The organism is Streptosporangium sp. NPDC049046, from assembly GCF_040649155.1.
Lineage (GTDB): Bacteria > Actinomycetota > Actinomycetes > Streptosporangiales > Streptosporangiaceae > Streptosporangium.
The window spans coordinates 88,239-104,363 of sequence record NZ_JBEZEZ010000021.1; the positions used below are offsets into that span (position 1 = coordinate 88,239).

The 16,125-nt window shown below is 71.1% G+C and carries 14 protein-coding genes; 10 read left to right on the plus strand and 4 right to left on the minus strand.

Features of this window, described 5'->3' with window-relative positions; all coding sequences use genetic code 11:
* From AB0B96_RS27635 to AB0B96_RS27660, 6 genes are all read left to right on the plus strand, one after another.
* On the plus strand, positions 1-1,253 hold a 1,253-nt coding region (locus AB0B96_RS27635; RefSeq protein ID WP_362903172.1), incomplete at its 5' end, for a WD40 repeat domain-containing protein.
* A 199-nt stretch (positions 1,254-1,452) separates the two neighbouring features.
* Entirely contained in the window at positions 1,453-2,271 is an 819-nt protein-coding gene (locus tag AB0B96_RS27640) for a PIG-L family deacetylase (protein ID WP_350949079.1), read from the plus strand.
* A 167-nt stretch (positions 2,272-2,438) separates the two neighbouring features.
* The gene (locus tag AB0B96_RS27645; RefSeq protein WP_362903174.1) at positions 2,439-4,067 is read left to right on the plus strand and encodes a penicillin-binding transpeptidase domain-containing protein; all 1,629 of its coding nucleotides are present in this window, start codon (positions 2,439-2,441) and stop codon (positions 4,065-4,067) included.
* A 38-nt stretch (positions 4,068-4,105) separates the two neighbouring features.
* Positions 4,106-4,696 (plus strand): phosphoribosylanthranilate isomerase, encoded by a 591-nt coding sequence (locus tag AB0B96_RS27650; protein WP_362903176.1) that lies wholly within the window; start codon positions 4,106-4,108, stop codon positions 4,694-4,696.
* Between the two features lie 147 nt (positions 4,697-4,843).
* Entirely contained in the window at positions 4,844-5,416 is a 573-nt protein-coding gene (locus AB0B96_RS27655) for a carboxymuconolactone decarboxylase family protein (RefSeq protein WP_362903178.1), read from the plus strand.
* Between the two features lie 70 nt (positions 5,417-5,486).
* The gene (locus AB0B96_RS27660; RefSeq protein ID WP_362903180.1) at positions 5,487-6,047 is read left to right on the plus strand and encodes a DUF4396 domain-containing protein; all 561 of its coding nucleotides are present in this window, start codon (positions 5,487-5,489) and stop codon (positions 6,045-6,047) included.
* A gap of 65 nt (positions 6,048-6,112) precedes the next feature.
* On the opposite strand, the gene AB0B96_RS27665 is transcribed toward AB0B96_RS27660, so the two are convergent.
* A complete protein-coding gene (locus tag AB0B96_RS27665; RefSeq protein ID WP_362903182.1) occupies positions 6,113-6,715 on the minus strand; it encodes a class I SAM-dependent methyltransferase in 603 nt (200 codons plus the stop codon).
* A gap of 184 nt (positions 6,716-6,899) precedes the next feature.
* Here AB0B96_RS27665 and AB0B96_RS27670 point away from each other — a divergent pair, with 184 nt between their 5' ends.
* Together AB0B96_RS27670 and AB0B96_RS27675 are read left to right on the plus strand one after the other, a co-directional pair.
* The gene (locus AB0B96_RS27670; protein WP_362903184.1) at positions 6,900-7,694 is read left to right on the plus strand and encodes an SDR family oxidoreductase; all 795 of its coding nucleotides are present in this window, start codon (positions 6,900-6,902) and stop codon (positions 7,692-7,694) included.
* Between the two features lie 13 nt (positions 7,695-7,707).
* Positions 7,708-9,633: an FUSC family protein gene (locus AB0B96_RS27675; protein WP_362903186.1), complete on the plus strand. Its 1,926-nt coding sequence runs from the start codon at positions 7,708-7,710 to the stop codon at positions 9,631-9,633.
* Positions 9,634-9,672: 39 nt separating this feature from the next.
* Here the strand turns inward: AB0B96_RS27675 and AB0B96_RS27680 are convergent, their stop codons facing one another.
* The 3 genes from AB0B96_RS27680 to AB0B96_RS27690 form a co-directional block, all read right to left on the minus strand.
* Entirely contained in the window at positions 9,673-11,046 is a 1,374-nt protein-coding gene (locus tag AB0B96_RS27680; protein ID WP_362903188.1) for a gluconate:H+ symporter, read from the minus strand.
* The gene (locus AB0B96_RS27685) at positions 11,043-11,678 is read right to left on the minus strand and encodes a gluconokinase (protein WP_362903190.1); all 636 of its coding nucleotides are present in this window, start codon (positions 11,676-11,678) and stop codon (positions 11,043-11,045) included. The genes AB0B96_RS27680 and AB0B96_RS27685 overlap by 4 nt, the downstream gene beginning before the upstream one ends.
* 436 nt (positions 11,679-12,114) lie before the next feature.
* Positions 12,115-12,930: an SAM-dependent methyltransferase gene (locus tag AB0B96_RS27690; RefSeq protein ID WP_350949070.1), complete on the minus strand. Its 816-nt coding sequence runs from the start codon at positions 12,928-12,930 to the stop codon at positions 12,115-12,117.
* Between the two features lie 615 nt (positions 12,931-13,545).
* Here AB0B96_RS27690 and AB0B96_RS27695 point away from each other — a divergent pair.
* Together AB0B96_RS27695 and AB0B96_RS27700 are read left to right on the plus strand one after the other, a co-directional pair.
* The gene (locus AB0B96_RS27695; RefSeq protein ID WP_362903193.1) at positions 13,546-13,881 is read left to right on the plus strand and encodes a YciI family protein; all 336 of its coding nucleotides are present in this window, start codon (positions 13,546-13,548) and stop codon (positions 13,879-13,881) included.
* Between the two features lie 48 nt (positions 13,882-13,929).
* Positions 13,930-16,101 carry a sigma-70 family RNA polymerase sigma factor gene (locus AB0B96_RS27700; protein ID WP_362903276.1) on the plus strand — a complete coding sequence of 724 codons (2,172 nt, stop codon included), beginning with the start codon at positions 13,930-13,932 and terminating at the stop codon, positions 16,099-16,101.
* Positions 16,102-16,125 lie beyond the last annotated feature (24 nt).

Here is a 16,125-nt window from a genome sequence, read left to right on the forward strand (position 1 = left end):
GGGAGGCCGACGGTGGTGAGCGGGCCGCTCTGACGGGGCATGCGGGGGTGGTTCGTCAGGTGGTGATCTCTCCCGACAGCACCTGGCTCGCCGCCTGCTCTGACGAGGGGACGATCCGGATCTGGCAGTCGGAGCGCGCCCCGAGGCAGAGCCGCAGGGGGAGGACCGGGACGGTCCGCCAGGTGACGATCTCTCCCGAGGGGAGCTGGGTCGCCACCCACTCCGGTGACGGATCGGTGAAACTCTGGAACGAGGACAGGATAGAGGAGGCGACCCTCGCCGTTCCCTTGGAAGACGGCCACCACGGCGTGGTCTCACCGGACAAGACGTGGCTCGCCGTCTGGTCCACCGATCACGTCGTGCGGATACGCGGGGCCGGTGGCCGCAGGCGAGCCATCCCGACGGGGCACGCCGGACGCCTGCGGGGGGTGGCGATCGCCCCCGACAGCACCTGGCTCGCGACCTGGTCGGCCGATCGGGCCGTACGACTGTGGGGTGCGGGCGGCAGCAGGAGGGCGGTGCTGAACGGTCACACCGGGCCGGTGCGCGAGGTGGTGATCGCTCCCGACAGCACCTGGCTCGCCACCTGCTCCGAAGACGGCACCGCCCGCGTGTGGTGGGCCGACGGCACCGAGCGCGCCGTCCTGGTCGCGAACATCAGGGCGACGGCACACCTCCTCGTCTCCCCGGACGGCGGCTGGCTCGCCACGCTGTCCATCTACGGGAAGATCCAGCTCTGGAAGCCGGACGGTGCCAGGTACGCCACGCTGAGAAGCAGGGTGGAGGCGATCGAGGAGATCACCGTGGCGCCGAACGGCAGGTGGTTCGCCATCTTCTCCGCCAACGGCACGGCCGGCCTGTGGGGAGCCGACGGCAAGTCGCGGGCCTCGCTCAAGGGATGCCCCGGCCCCGCCCGGGGGGTGACGATCGCCCCCGACGGCACCTGGCTCGCCGCCTGCTTCGACGACGGCGGCGCCCGCGTCTGGTCGGCGGGTGGCACGGAGCGGGCGAGGCTGTCCGGCGGCGAGGGAAGGATCCGCGCGGTGGCCATCTCGCCCGACAGCAACCTGCTCGCCACCTGCTCCGACGACGGCACCATCCGGGTGTGGGACAGGTACGGCGACTCGTTCGCCGCCGGGGCACGGGTCGAGGCGGGCCTCAACTGCCTCGCCTGGTTTCCCACCGGGTTCGCCATAGCCGCCGGCGGCGATCAGGGCCTGTACGGGTTCGACCTCTACCCCCCGCCCGGATAGCGGCCGGCGCGGCGTACCCGACGAGGGTGGACCCGCGACGCGGGACGCGGGGTGGGCCGCTCGCCCAGGAGTGTTCAGGGTCTGGACGCCTCCCGCCCGGAGACGTCGTTCCAGGTGATCCGCCTGTCGTGCTCGGCCTCTCGGCGGCGGTCGTAGAGTGGGCCGGTCCGCATGGCTTTTTGCGAATAGGTGGAAAATCATGGATGAGAAGTTGACGCTGATGGCCGTGCACGCCCATCCCGACGACGAGGTGATCAGCACCGGCGGGATCCTCGCCAGATACGCGGACGAGGGTGTCCGTACCGTATTGGTGACCTGCACGAACGGCGAGCAGGGCGACGGTCCCGGCGGGGTGAAGCCGGGGGAGGCCGGCCACGACGCGGAGGCGGTGAGAGCGTTGCGGCTGGAGGAGCTCCGCGAGTCGGCGACCCATCTGGGGATCTCCCACGTCGAGCTGCTCGGCTACCAGGACTCGGGCATGGTCGGCTGGGCGGCCAACGAGGCGCCGGACTCCTTTGCCAACGTGCCTTTCGAGCAGGCCGTCGGCAGGCTCGTCGAGCTGATGGAGCGCTATCGCCCGCAGGTCGTCGTCACCTACGACGAGAACGGCGGTTACGGCCACCCCGACCACATCCAGGCCCACCGGATCGCGGTGGCCGCCACCGAGGCGAGCGGCATTCCCCGCAAGCTCTACTACACCGCCGTGCCCCGGGAGCGGACGGCCGAACTGTTCGCGTATCTCCGCTCGATCGGCGCCGGTCCCGAGGACGTCGAGCTTCCCGACGACTTCGGCGTTCCCGAGGAGCAGATCACCGCCGTGGTCGACGTGTCCTCCCAGGTGGAGCGCAAGCGCAAGGCGCTGGAGGCGCACGCGAGCCAGGGCGACAGCATCTTCCTGCTGCGCATGCCCGCGGAGGCGCAGCACCAGGTGTTCGCGCAGGAGGCCTTCATCCGTCACATCAACCACGTTCCCGCCGCGGGCGATCGAGAGGACGACCTTTTCGACGGTCTCCGTTAGGGAGAGGGCCCCGGCAGGGGAGAGGTGACCTGTCGTGGAGCTCCCCCGATTGCGCCGTGGGATACGGTGTCATACCGAAGTCGGGAAAAATCTGGTTCGCCGCTTCTTGTCGCCTTTACGATCTTTTCTCTGGTATGCAACTCTGCACACCCGGGGGAGTAGACGGTATGCGTGATCGACGGCTCCTCGCACTGGTCATCTCGGCGGCCACGATCCTCCTCTTCGGCGTGTACGCGGTGGTGGCCGCGCCGGGTGCCGTCGTTGCCTCACCGCCCTCGCCGGCCGGTGACCCCGACGTCAGGACGAACGCGGTACGGGCGGGGGAGTCGCCCAACCCGGTGCCCGCCTCACCGCCGGCGAACCTGGTCACGCTGACCCCGGCCACACCGAACCCGAACAGCGGTCCCGAGACGACCGCGACGAACTATCTCACCGCCTGGCAGGGGGGTGACCTCGCCGCGATGGAGGGCATGGTCGTCGACCCCCCGGCCGACTTCGGCCCGCGGCACCGCGGCTTCGACGGCGACCTGCGGATCTCCTCGCTCTCCCTCACCCCCGGCGACCTGCGTCACCGAGGTGAGGACGCGGCCGAGATGTCCTTCAACGGGGTACGGCAGGTCACGGGGCTGGGCGAGTGGCCGTTCGCCTCCGTCCTGCATTTGGAGTCGCGGTTCGGGGTGTGGAAGGTGCGCTGGACCCCCGAGACGATGCACCCCTCGCTCAAGAACGGCGGGAGCGTGCGGTTGGAGGAGACCGAGGTCCGGCGGCCGGCCACGGTGACCCGTGAGGGAGTGCCGTTCCCCCAGGACAGCAGGGCGGAGGACTACTTCACCGGGCTGGGCGACACGGCGGTCATCCTGAAAGTCCGGGAGGAGCCTTCCGGCCAGGTGCTGCGGGAGTCACCGCTCCCGCCGACCTCGGGGAAGAAGACCACGATCTCCCAGCCCGTGCAGGCGGCCGCGGCCCGTGCCCTGGACGGTGTCCCCCAGCCCGCCGCGATCGTGGCCGTGGACGTCGGGACGGGCCAGGTGCGAGCGGTGGCGGACACGCTGGACGGGCGGGAGGCGTTCAACGGGCTCTACCCGCCAGGCTCGACGTTCAAGGTCGTGACCGCCGCCGCGCTGCTTCGCGGTGGCCTCACCCCCGACTCCCAGGTCGCCTGCCCCGCCGGCTACACGATCCCCAACGGCAGGAGCTTCAGCGACTCCGACGGCGTCGACCACGGCGGCGTGGCCTTCACCACGGCCTTCGCGCTCTCGTGCAACACCACCTTCGCCCAGCAGGCGTACGAGCGGCTGCGCGACGGCCAGCTGCGCGCCGAGGCGGCCGACCGGTTCGGTTTCCGGGAGAAGCCAGGGCTGAGCTCCTGCCGGATCCAGCCGCCCGGAAACCCGGACGAGCTGGGCTCCGACGCCATCGGCCAGAACTCGGTGCAGGCGAGCCCGCTCTGCATGGCCGAGGTCGCCGCCGCGGTGGCGAGCGGTGTCTGGAAGCCCGCGATCACGACCGACGAGCCTCCCGCGGACTCGCCCGCCCCGGTGCCGCTGGACGAGGGGGTGGCCGCGGGGCTGCGGACGATGATGAGCGCCGTGGTCGCCCGGGGAACGGCCGCCCAGGCCGGGCTCCCGCCGGACACCGCGGGCAAGACCGGCACCGCCGAAGTCGCCGGCGGCGGGGACCACGCCTGGTTCATCGGCTACCGGGGTTCCCTCGCCTTCGCGGTCTTCATCCGGCACGGCGGTGCGGGAGGCAAGGTCGCGGCGCCGATCGCCGCGAGGTTCCTGAACGCCCTCTGAGGCGTTCCGGGTGGGGGAGACGGGCTACCGTACACAGGGTGTACGTGAAGATCTGCGGGCTGCGCGAGCCCGGACATGTGACGGCCGCCGTCGAGGCGGGGGCCGACGCCATCGGGTTCGTCCTCACCAGGAGCTCGCGGCGGGTCACCCCCGCGCGGGCGAGGGAGCTGGCCTCGGCGGTGCCCCCGCACGTGCTGACCGTCGGGGTCTTCGCCGGAGAGCCCTCCGAGGAGGTGAGGGCGGCCACCCTGGAGGCGGGACTGCGCGCCGTCCAGTTGCACGGTGACCACCCGCACGAGGACTTCACCGCGTTGAAGGACCTCGGCGTCACGCTGGTCCGCGCCGGGGCCGCGAGCACCGACCTGCGCTGCGGCGCCCTCGACGAGGACCTGCTCATCGTCGACGCGCCCAGGCCCGGTTCGGGGGAGCCGTGGGACTGGGCGGCCGTGCGCGGGCGCCCGGCGGGCCGCTGGATGCTGGCCGGGGGACTGGCCCCGTCGAACGTGGCCGAGGCGATCGTCGCCGCCCGGCCCTGGGGAGTCGACGTGTCGAGCGGTGTGGAGGTCGCGCCAGGGGTGAAGGACCCCGGCCTCATCAGGGACTTCATCACCGCCGCCCGCGGCGGCTGAGCCTCGCGGGCCCGCGTCCGGGGGCGGTCGTTGCCAAAGTCGTCAACCTCGTTTACTATATAGACAACCACGTTGACGATGCCGCCGTGACGTGCGATCGCCGAACCCGTGTTCCGAGGGCTCGGAACACCCAGAGAGAAGGCTCCCGTGACCACTGACGTCCACCCCCTCTTCCCCACCCACACCGCCGAGAGCGCTCCGGCCGACGCCCGCTCCACCGTCGAGAACGTGAAGCGGAAATTCGGCTACGTCCCCGCGCCGGTCGGCCGGATGGCCACCTCCCCGCAGTTGCTCAAGGGATTCCTGGCGGCGAGCGCCACCTTCGAGCAGACCACCCTCGATCCGATCGACCGCGAGATCGTCGTCATGACGGTCGCCACCCGCAACGGCTGCCACGTCTGCGTGGCGATGCACACCGCCACACTGGTCAGGTTGGAGGCCCCGTCCGAGGTCGTCGAGGCGCTCCGTGCCGGGAAGCCGCTCCCGGACGGGCGCGCCGAGGCGCTCCGGTCGTTCACCCTCGCCGTCATGGACCATCACGGCGCGGTCGGCGACGAGGAGACGCGGGCGTTCCTCGACGCGGGCTACAGTGCGCAAAACGCCCTTGAGGTCGTCCTCGGCGTCGGCGCGTACACGATCTCGACCTTCGCCAACCGTCTGATCGACGCGCCCCTCGACCCGCCGTTCCACGCCTTCGCCTGGGACGGCGACGACAGATAGGGGCGACCGGTTCGCCCTCCGGGCTCTCTGGCCGTTGTCATATACCCCCTATGGGTATAAATTGAGGCTCTTGCCAGAGAGCTACGAGGAGGTCGTGATGTCCGAACCGGCACGGCACGCGAGTCACGCCGACGACGGGGCCGACCATGGATCCGGCCACGGGTCCGATCACGGGGCCGGCCACCATCCGCCGAAGGCCACCTGGCGGGTCGCCGCGTCGGCGACCCTGCACTGCCTCACCGGATGCGCCATCGGCGAGGTGCTCGGCATGGTGATCGGCACGGCTCTGGGATGGCCGAACGTGTCCACCGTCGTCCTCTCCATCGTGCTGGCCTTCTTCTTCGGCTACGCCCTCACCCTGCTCGGGTTGCGCAGGGCCGGCGTCGACTGGCGCAAGGCCGTACGGCTGGCGCTGGCGGCCGACACCCTGTCCATCCTCGTCATGGAGATCGTCGACAACACCGTCATGATCGCGGTTCCCGGCGCGATGGACGCGGAACTCACCTCCGGCCTCTTCTGGGGCGCCCTCGCCTTCGCCCTCCTGGTGGCCTTCCTGGTCACCACGCCCATCAACAAGTGGATCATCGGCCGAGGCAGGGGACACGCCGTCGTCCACTCCTACCACCACTGAGGGACCGTCTTCGACTCCGGCGCCACTCGGAACCGACGCGACCGCGCCGTATGCCGAGCAACGGGCTAAAGGGGGCGGCGAACTCCGATGACGGTGCTGAGATCACCTGACAGGGGGATGTCGACGGCGCGAAGCGCCGGATGGTCCAGCCAGTGGACACGGGCGGAGTCGGGTCGTCCGAGATGCTCCGGCGGCCAGGTGGCCGACGGTGTGAAGTCGTCGACGACCAGCACGCCGCCGGGGGTGAGCAGCCGTTCGGGGTCGGCGGCGGCCTCGCCGTTCTTACCCTGGCCGCCCCCGTCCAGCACCAGGAGGTCATAGGGCCCGTACGCGTACACCTCGGTCCAGTCGGCGTGCAGGACGCGAACCCCCGGGATGCCGACGAAGATCTCGGCGGCGCTTCTCGCCCTGTGCTCGTCCCGTTCGACACCGATCATCTCGACCCCGGGTCGCGCACCGGTGGCGAGCCACGCCAGACCCACCCCGTACCCCGTGCCCGTCTCGGCGATCCGGCGGGTGGCGCCGCCCGCGAGGGCGCGCAGCAGGCGGCCCTGCTCCGGGAGGCAGGAGAACGCGAATCCGTGCCGCTCGGCCACCGCGACCGCGTGGGCCACCAGCGGTGGAAGACCGGTCTCGCTCCGGTACGCGTCGGTGCCGAACAGGGACATGAGCGCATTATCGGGAAAAGCGTCGTCATGCGGACCGGTTCTCTGCAAATGATCGCTGCCCGCGCGTTCCACCTCGATGGGCGCGGGAACGAACACCGGATCAGCTGGACGACGTATCACCAGGTCGTGATGGTCTCGCCCGCGCCGATGGGCGGCTCCGCACCGGGTTCCAAGGACGTGACGCATGCATATCGATCTCACCGGCAAGACGGCGCTGGTCACCGGGTCCACCCAGGGCATCGGGGCCGCCATCGCCGTCGGTCTCGCGCGGGCGGGCGCGACGGTGGCCGTCAACGGCCGCACACCCGACAAGGTCCAGGCCGCCGGCGAGGCGCTGCGCGCGCAGGTCCCCGGTGCGGAGATCGTCCCGCTCGCGGCGGACCTCGCCAGCGAGGAGGGCGCGGAGCACGCGGTGGACCTCCTGCCGGAGGTCGACATCCTGGTCAACAACCTCGGGATCTTCGGAGCGAAGGACGCCCTGGAGATCACCGACGACGAGTGGCGCCGCTACTTCGAGGTGAACGTCCTGGCGGCGGTTCGCCTCACCCGCGCCTACCTGCCGGGGATGGTGGCACGCTCCTGGGGCCGCGTCCAGTACATCGCCAGCGACTCCGCGATCGTCACCCCCATCGAGATGATCCAGTACGGCATGTCCAAGACCGCGCTCCTGGCCGTCTCACGCGGCTTCGCGAAGAAGGCCGCGGGCAGTGGCGTCACCGTGAACTCCGTCATCGCCGGCCCCACCCACACCGGTGGCGTGGAGGAGTTCGTCTACGAGCTCGTCGACCGTGACCTGCCCTGGGAGGAGGCCCAGCGTGCCTTCATGCGAGAGCACCGCCCGCAGTCGCTCCTGCAACGGCTGATCGAGCCGGAGGAGATCGCCAACATGGTCGTCTACCTCAGCTCACCACAGGCCTCCGCCACCACGGGTGGTGCCCTGCGCGTCGACGGTGGATACGTCGACGCCATCATCCCCTGAGCGACGGCGAGCGATGCCCTCGCTCTTCCGGCGGACCGCCGACCGGCTGGCCGACGCCGCTCCCGGCTGGCTGGTCGAGACGGTCAGGCCCGCACCCGCGCCGCTGCGGTGGTGGCCGATGCTACGCATGGCCGTGGCGGTGACCGGCCCGCTTCTCGTGGCACTCGTCTCCGGGAACGTCGTGGCCGGTCTGCTGCCCGCGATGGGCGCGACGAACGCCGGTCTGGCCGACCGGGGTGGCCCCTACCTGGTCAGGATCGCCAGAATGGGCGCGGCCGGTGTCGCGGGGGCGCTGGGATATCTCATCGGGGCCGCGGCCCACGGCCACGGCTGGTGGACGGTGCCGGTCGTGGTGGCGGTCGCCGTGCTGTCCGCGCTCGTCAGCACGAGCGGGGCGACGGGCTCGGCGGCCGGGCTGCAGCTGCTGGTGATGACCGTGATCGCCACCGGGGTGAAGCTGCCGGGGGCGCCGGGCGCGAACGCGCTGGCGTTCCTGCTGGGCGCGCTCTGGGTGATCGTGCTGGGGGTCGCCGACTGGCCGTTCCACCCCCGGGCGCCGGAGAGGGCCGCCGTGATCGCGGTCTACGAGGCTCTCGACAGGCTGTTCACCGATCACGACACTCTCGCGCTGAGGACGTTCGACACCACTCTCAAGAACGGCTACGACGTCGTGCTCGGCGCCCGCTCCCTGGCCGGAGGGCTGGACCCGGAGCGCACCCGCCTGGTCGCCCTGCTGAACCAGGCCTCGCTGATCCGCAACGCCCTGCTCTCGCTGCGCTACGAGGAACGCGGGCTGCCCGAGCCGCTCGTGCGGCCCGCCTCCGCCCCGGGGGCCGTCGCCGCATCGCTCGCCGGTGGACCCGCGCCCCGGGTGCCGTCGTGTTCCTGCGAACGAGGCGACCCGCCCGTCACGCGCGCCCTGTGTCTCGCGGTGCGGGGGGCCGTCGAGCTGGTGTCCGGCGGTGAGGTCGCGAAGGACCAGCTGCCGTACGAACGGGTCGGCTACCGTTCCCGGCTCCGTGACGTGCTGGAGCAGATGTGGCGGGGCCACCTCGCCCGCGTCTACACGGTCAGGCTCGCGCTGTGCATGGGTGTGGCCACCACGCTCAGCGAGTTCGGCTGGTTCGAGCGGTCCTACTGGATGATGCTCACCGTCGCGTTGGTGCTCAAGCCCGACTTCGGGTCGGTGTTCGCCCGCGCCGTGCAGCGCGTGCTCGGCACCCTCGTGGGGACGCTGATCGGCACCCTCGTACTCGTCCTGGTGCCGTACGGCCCGCTGCTCCTGGCTCCCATCGCGGTGTGCGCGGCGCTCCTGCCCTACGGTCTGCAACGCAACTGGGGCCTGATGTCGGCCTTCCAGGCGCCGCTGGTGCTGCTCCTGGTGGACCTGCTCACCCGCGGGGGACCCGAGCTGGGGAGGATCCGGCTGGTGGACACGCTGGTCGGGTGCGTGATCGTCCTGGTATTGGGCTACCTGCCGTGGTCGTCGAGCTGGGAGGCGCCGGTCGGGCCGAGGTTCGCCGACGCGGTGACGGCCACCGCGAACTACCTGCGGCACGCGTTCGACGGCGGGCACGCAGGCGGGACGCGACTGCACCGCGGGGCGTACGACGCCCTGGCCGACCTGCGGACGGTCTTCCAGCGGGCGCTGTCCGAACCGCCGGTGATCAGCAGGCGTGTCACCACCTGGATGCCCGCGATGGCCGCGCTGGAACAGGTGGCCGACGCGACCGCCACCACCGTCGCGCGCACCGGGCGCGGCGCGCCGCCACCTCCGAAGGAGGCCGTCCGCGCCCTCGCGGACTCCCTGGAGAAGATCGCCCAGGATGTCCGCGAGGGGCGCGAACCGGCCGGTCCCGGGCCCGATGACGAGGAGAGCCTGGAGCGGGTCGCCTCCGCCGTCCGCTGCCTGCGCGACACGGTCTCCGGACACCACTGACCGGTCCCGGGCCGCGCGAAGACCGCGGGTCTCGCGGGACTACAGGAAGAGGCTCAGGATCAGGACGAAGACCAGGCCGGCCACCGAGATGACCGTCTCCATCACCGACCAGGTCTTGATGTTCTGGCCCACGGTGAGCCCGAAGTACTCCTTGACCAGCCAGAAGCCCGCGTCGTTGACGTGGGAGAAGAACAGCGAACCCGCGCCGATGGCGAGCACGAGCAGCGAGGTCTCCCCGACGCTGAGGTTGGCGACCAGCGGGGCGAGGATCCCCGAGGCCGTGACGGTCGCGACGGTCGCCGAGCCCGTGGCCAGCCGGATGAGCACGGCGACCAGCCAGGCGAGCAGCAGCACCGACAGGCCGCTGTTCTCCACCCACGTGGCGATGAGGTCGCCGATCCCGGTGTCGATCAGCGTCTGCTTGAAACCACCGCCCGCGGCGACGATCAGCAGGATGCCCGCGATCGGCGGCAGCGACTGCTCCAGGGACTTCGCGACCGCCTTCCTGTCCATTCCGGCGCCGAGGCCCAGGGTGAACATCGCGACGAGGACGGCGATGAGCAGCGCCACCAGCGGCGTACCGAGGAAGTCGAGCACGGTGCGCAGGACGTTGCGCTCGGCGAGGAGGATGTCGGCGAGGGCCTTGCCCATCATCAGCACGACCGGCAGCAGCACGGTGGCGAGCGTGACGCCGAACGACGGGCGCCGGGTGTCCTCCGCCGAGGGCCGGGCCTCGTAGAGCTCCGGCGCCGGTACGTCCACCCAGCGGGCCGCGTACTTGGCGAACAGCGGCCCCGCGATGGCGACCGTCGGAATGGCGACGAGCACGCCCAGGCCCAGCGTGATGCCGAGGTCGGCGTTGAGCGCGTCGATGGCGACCAGCGGGCCAGGGTGCGGGGGAACGAGCCCGTGCATCACGGAAAGGCCCGCGAGCGCGGGTATGCCGACCCGGATCAGGGAGAGGCCGGAGCGGCGCGAGACCAGGAAGATGACCGGCATCAGCAGGACGAGGCCGATCTCGAAGAACATCGGCAGGCCGATCAGCGCGCCCACCGCGGCCATCGCCCAGGGCAGGGATCGGGGGTTGGACCGGCCGACGATCGTGTCCACGATCTCGTCGGCCCCGCCGGAGTCGGCGAGCAGCTTGCCGAACATCGCGCCGAGCGCGATGAGCGTGCCAACACCGGCCGCGGTGCTGCCGAACCCGTCGCTGAAGGCGGCGATGGTGTCGGTCATCGCGAGGCCCGCGACGGCTCCGACCGCGAGCGAGCCGAGGGTGAGGCTCAGGAAGGGGTGGAGCTTGAAGTACGTGATCAGTACGACGATCAGCGCGATGCCGACGAGCGCCGCCGGGATGAGTCTTCCGGGGGAGGTGTCGGCGGGCGCGGCGAGGGTGGTGAGGAGGGGGCTCACCTCGGGCTCCCGGCCTCGTCGTCCGGGTCTGAGGTCCGGGACGCGGCCGGGGCGGTGGAGTCGGCGGGGGGCGGGTTCGTTTCCGTTCCGGGGGCGGACGTCGTCTGGGCGGTCGCGGCGAGGTAGGCGTCCACGAGTTCGTCCACGGAGGCGGAGAAGTCGAGGACGATCCCCTGCTCGTCGGGCTCCAGGGGCTCCAGCGTCTTGAACTGCGACTCGACCAGCGAGGTGGGCATGAAGTGCCCCGGGCGGCCGGCCACTCTGCGGCGTACGGCGTCCACCTCGCCGTGGAGGTGGACGAAGCTCACCGTCGGCGCGGCCTCGCGCAGGATGTCGCGGTAGCTCCGTTTGAGCGCTGAGCAGCTCGCCACACCGCCGGTGGCGGCGTGCTCGCTGAGCCAGGTGCCGATCGCGCGCAGCCAGGGCAGCCGGTCCTCGTCGTCGAGGGGGATCCCGTCCGACATCTTGGCGATGTTGGCCTCGCTGTGGAAGTCGTCGGCGTCGGCGAACGGCACCCGTAGCCGCTGGCCGAGGGCGGCGCCCACGGTGGTCTTGCCGGAACCGGTCACCCCCATGACGACGATCAGTGCGGCGCCGGGGGGCGGTGAGGCGGGGTCGTGAGCGGGGTTCATGGAGACGACCTCCCATGTCGATCTTCGTTGATCTTCGCGACGGCCTGGCCGGATGAGTGGTGCGCGATCCGGGGTCGGCGTTACAAAAACATCCTTTTGTGGAGATATGTCACTGTTTATCGCAGTTGGTTGCTGCGGGAGGCAACGAGCGGACGACTATGGGACTGCACCGGAGCGTCCTGAATAAACCCGGTTCGGGGGCCGTGTCTGACGATCTCCGCTGAATCTTCTCGCCGGTCGGGCGCCCAGGCTTGGGCACTCCGCCCCCTGGCGGGGGCGCGGGAGGGCTCTCCGTGACGCGCCGCGCCATCGAGGGGGCGCGATCCGGCCCCCACAGGGGACGTACGGGGCGACGTACCGGCAATCGGAGCACCGAAGCCGGTGCGCACCGAGAGGCCGGAAGGACGCAAACGACAAAAAGCCGGAGAAGGACTTGTCAGGGCTTACGGGCGACACCGCAGAACTGGGACACCTCAGGAGAATCGCCCCACGGGGTGCGTTCCGAACGCCAGCGTGAACAGGAGACCACGCCGGGCTCCAGGAGTTCCAGGCCGTCGAAGAACGAGGCGACATGGTGGCGGTCGCGGGCCACGATCGGGGTGCCGCCCCGCTCCATGAACTGTCGCATCGCCTCGTGCATCGCCTCGCCGTGAACCTCGGCGGTGGCGTGCGCGATCACCAGGTGGCTGCCCGAGGGGACGGCGTCGACCAGTTCCCTCACGACCTTTCCCGCCTCCTCGTCATCGGTGAGGTGGTGCAGGATTCCCAGCAGCATCAGCGCGACGGGCCTGGTGAGGTCGAGGGTCTCCGCCGCCGCCCGCAGGATGTGCTGGGGGTCGCGCAGGTCGGCGTCGATGTAGTCGGTGGCACCCTCTGAGTTGCCGACGAGCAGTGCGCGGGCGTGAACCAGGACCAGCGGATCGTTGTCGACGTAGACGACCCTGGACTCCGGGGCGATCCGCTGAGCCACCTCGTGCGTGTTGTCGGCGGTGGGAAGGCCCGTGCCGATGTCGAGGAACTGGCGAATCCCGGCCTCGGCGACGAGATATTGCACGCAGCGGCCGAGGAACGCCCGGTCGGCCCGCGCCGAGTCGACGATGCCGGGGATGAGTTGCTCGACCATGTCCCCGGCCTCGCGGTCGGCGGGATAGTTGTCCTTTCCGCCCAGCCAGTAATTCCAGATACGGGCCGAATGTGGCCGACCGGCATCGAGCTCCACGGGCTGCCAGCCGGATTCGCGAGAGGTGCTCATGGGGGTCAGGTCCGTTCATGAGGAATTCGCATCGAATGAGACAGGAGGTAGTTGATCACAATGGTGATGTTCACGGCAAATCTCCCAGGGATCATAGCGGTCACCGAGGTGATCCACACGATTCCGGAACGCGGGTGACCGGAAGGTGGACGGCACCCTCGCGGCGTCCTCGCTGAGACGGAAACGCGACGATCGTGGGCGGGAATTCGCTCGTCGCGGAACGTGTGCCCGTTTCTGCCGGGCCTCGTCGCGAGGTCCCGTTCTCTCACCGCGGAGGTGCAGGATATCCGGGGAGAATACGCCGATGTCGCGATCGTTAAAAAGCTTATGACTTTATTGAGGTTTCCCTAGGACGAATGCGTGGGCCAGGCGGACCAAGGGGGGAGGCGTTGATTCGCCGGCAGCCGACCGGTGAGCGCGCCGCCGCCCGAGTCGCGAACACGCCGCGAACACGGAATCGGCCCGCGCCTCCCCGTACCGCCGCATCGCATTCCCTGTCACATCCGGGCTACTGTCCTGGTCAGAGGGTGCGTGTCGATTTCCCGCCGATCCGTTCGACGCGTAGCCGAGGACCGGCGAGGATCGGTCACCTGACCACCCGAAGGAGATATGACGATGCGATTTCTGATGACGACCAGGGGCAGCGACGACATGGCACCCCCGACCGAGGCGATGCACGCCGAGATGGCCGCCTTCGTCCAGGAGATGATCCAGGCGGGAGTGGTGCTCGCGACCGGTGGCCTGGACCCGGCCGGCACCCACATCTCCTCCTCCGCCGGGGAGATCACCGTCACCGACGGGCCGTTCACCGAGGCGAAGGAGGCGATCGTCAGCTTCGCGCTCGTCGAGGTGCGCTCCAAGGAGGAGGCGATCGAGTTGTCCCGGCGCTTCTGGAAGATCGTCGGCGACGGCGAGGGAGACATCCAGCAGGTCTTCGGCCCGGAGGACTGATCGGATGCTTGCGTACCCGGCCGGGCGAATGCTCTGATCGAGCGCGTGATGTCCGGGGACGCCCACCGCGCGGTCGACGCGGTCTGGAAAATGGAGTCGGCGAGGATCGTCGCCGGGCTCGTCCGGATGGTGGGCGACGTGGGGATGGCCGAGGAGCTCGCGCAGGACGCGCTCCTGGCCGCCCTCGAACAGTGGCCGGGGGCCGGCGTCCCGGACAATCCGGGCGCCTGGCTCATGGCCGTCGCCAAGCGCCGCGCCGTCGACCACCTGCGCCGGGAGAAGCGGCTCGACCTCAGGCACGAGGAGCTCGCCCACGACCTCGCCACCCGGCAGGACACCGCCGGGGCCGACGTCGACGCGGCCCTCGACGACGAGGTGCGTGACGACGTCCTGCGCCTGATGTTCGTCTCCTGCCACCCGGTACTGCCCGCCGAGTCCCGGGTGGCTCTGACGTTGCGACTGCTCGGGGGCCTGCGCACCGACGAGATCGCGCGTGCCTTCCTCGTCTCGGAATCGACCGTCGCGCAGCGCGTCGTCCGGGCCAAGCGCACCCTCGCCGCCCTCCGGATCCCGTTCGAGGTCCCGGAGGGTCCGGACCGGGCGGCGCGCCTGTCGTCGGTCCTCGAGGTCGTCTACCTGGTGTTCAACGAGGGGTACGCGGCGAGCGCCGGTGACGACTGGATGCGCCAGGACCTCTGCCAGGAGGCGCTGCGCCTCGGCCGCCTGCTGGCCGCACTCGCGCCGGGCGAGGCGGAGGCGCACGGCCTGGTCGCGCTGATGGAGCTCCAGGCATCGCGGTCGGCGGCCAGGACGGGGCCGTCGGGAGAGCCCGTCGCGCTGCACGAGCAGAATCGCGGACGCTGGGACCGTCTCCTCATCGACCGGGGGATCGCGGCCCTGCTGCGCGCCAGGCGGTGTGAGGCGCCTCTCGGCCCGTACGTGCTGCAGGCCGCCATCGCCGTATGTCACGCGCAGGCCCGTACGGCCGAGGAGACCGACTGGCGGCAGATCGCCGCCCTGTACGCGGCGCTCGTCCGGGTGCTGCCCACTCCGGTCGTGCAGCTCAACCGCGCGGTCGCGCTGGCGATGGCCCACGGTCCCGAAGCGGGTCTGGCGCTCGCCGACACGCTCGTCGGAGCACCCGCGCTCAAGGGCTACCACCGCCTGCCCAGCGTGCGCGGCGACCTGCTGGCCAGGCTCGGCCGCCACGAGGAGGCGCGGCGGGAGTTCGAACGCGCCGCGGCCCTCACCCTCAACGTGCCGGAACGCACGATCCTCACGCGACGCGCCGCGGCCTGCGCCGACATCGCCGCACGGAGAACACCCGGAACGGCGGGCTCGCAGGGGGCGGCCGGCACCCCGGCCGGCACATCGGGAGGAGCCGGGCAGAAAGCGGGCCTCACCCTGGCCGAGGCCGCCATCGCCTTCCTCGCCCGTGGCGACCTGGACGCCGCGACCGTCCGCTCCTACCGTCAGACCATGAACCGGCTGCGCCGAGATCTCGGAGACGACATCCCGCTGTCGGACGTGAGCTCCGCGCGGGTCGCGGAGGTCTTCACCGACGCATGGGGCAACGCGGCCCCCGCCACATGGAACCGCCACCGCGGGGCCGTCCGCTCCTTCGGCACCTGGATCGCCGCCCGGGGCACACCGGTCGGTGGGCCGGGGGACGGCCCGGAGTGGGGCCCGCTCGACGGGCCGGATCGCAGGCCGGCCGGTCAGGCGGGCAGCGGGCAGTCCGGCGACCTGACCGGCGGTGTGCCCCGCGACCTGGCCGCCGCGCTCGGGCGCAGGCCCGAGCCCAGGGGACGCACCCGTCCCATCGACAGGCCGCACATCGAGGCGCTCTGGGAGCGCCCGGACATCGCCCCGCGCGAACGCGCCCTGTGGTCACTGCTGTACGAGAGCGGGGCCGGGGCGGGCCCGGCGCTCTCACTCAACGTCGAGGACCTCGACCTGGCGGGGATGCGCGGCAAGGTGACCACCGGGTCCGGCTGGATCCACTGGCGTTCCGGCACCGCCGAACTCATCCCCGCCCTCGTCGCGGGCCGGCGCCGGGGCCCGCTGTTCCTGTCCGACCGCAGACCCGGCCCCGGCCGACCTCCCGCACCCGCCGACCTGTGCCCGGAGACCGGTCGCCGCAGGCTCTCCTACGAACGGGCCGAATACCTGTTCAAGCGGGCCACCGGCTACACCCTCAACCAGCTCAGGACCCGATAGGGCCCCATCCGCGCTCCGTCGCCG

Bases quoted from the DNA above. Each gene is read 5' to 3' on its own strand.
- AB0B96_RS27640 (WP_350949079.1), top strand. From the start codon at position 1,453: ATGGATGAGAAGTTGACGCTGATGGCCGTGCACGCCCATCCCGACGAC.
- AB0B96_RS27645 (WP_362903174.1), top strand. From the start codon at position 2,439: ATGCGTGATCGACGGCTCCTCGCACTGGTCATCTCGGCGGCCACGATC.
- AB0B96_RS27665 (WP_362903182.1), bottom strand. From the start codon at position 6,715: ATGTCCCTGTTCGGCACCGACGCGTACCGGAGCGAGACCGGTCTTCCA.
- AB0B96_RS27670 (WP_362903184.1), top strand. From the start codon at position 6,900: ATGCATATCGATCTCACCGGCAAGACGGCGCTGGTCACCGGGTCCACC.
- AB0B96_RS27675 (WP_362903186.1), top strand. From the start codon at position 7,708: ATGCCCTCGCTCTTCCGGCGGACCGCCGACCGGCTGGCCGACGCCGCT.
- AB0B96_RS27685 (WP_362903190.1), bottom strand. From the start codon at position 11,678: ATGAACCCCGCTCACGACCCCGCCTCACCGCCCCCCGGCGCCGCACTG.
- AB0B96_RS27690 (WP_350949070.1), bottom strand. From the start codon at position 12,930: ATGAGCACCTCTCGCGAATCCGGCTGGCAGCCCGTGGAGCTCGATGCC.
- AB0B96_RS27695 (WP_362903193.1), top strand. From the start codon at position 13,546: ATGCGATTTCTGATGACGACCAGGGGCAGCGACGACATGGCACCCCCG.
- AB0B96_RS27700 (WP_362903276.1), top strand. From the start codon at position 13,930: ATGTCCGGGGACGCCCACCGCGCGGTCGACGCGGTCTGGAAAATGGAG.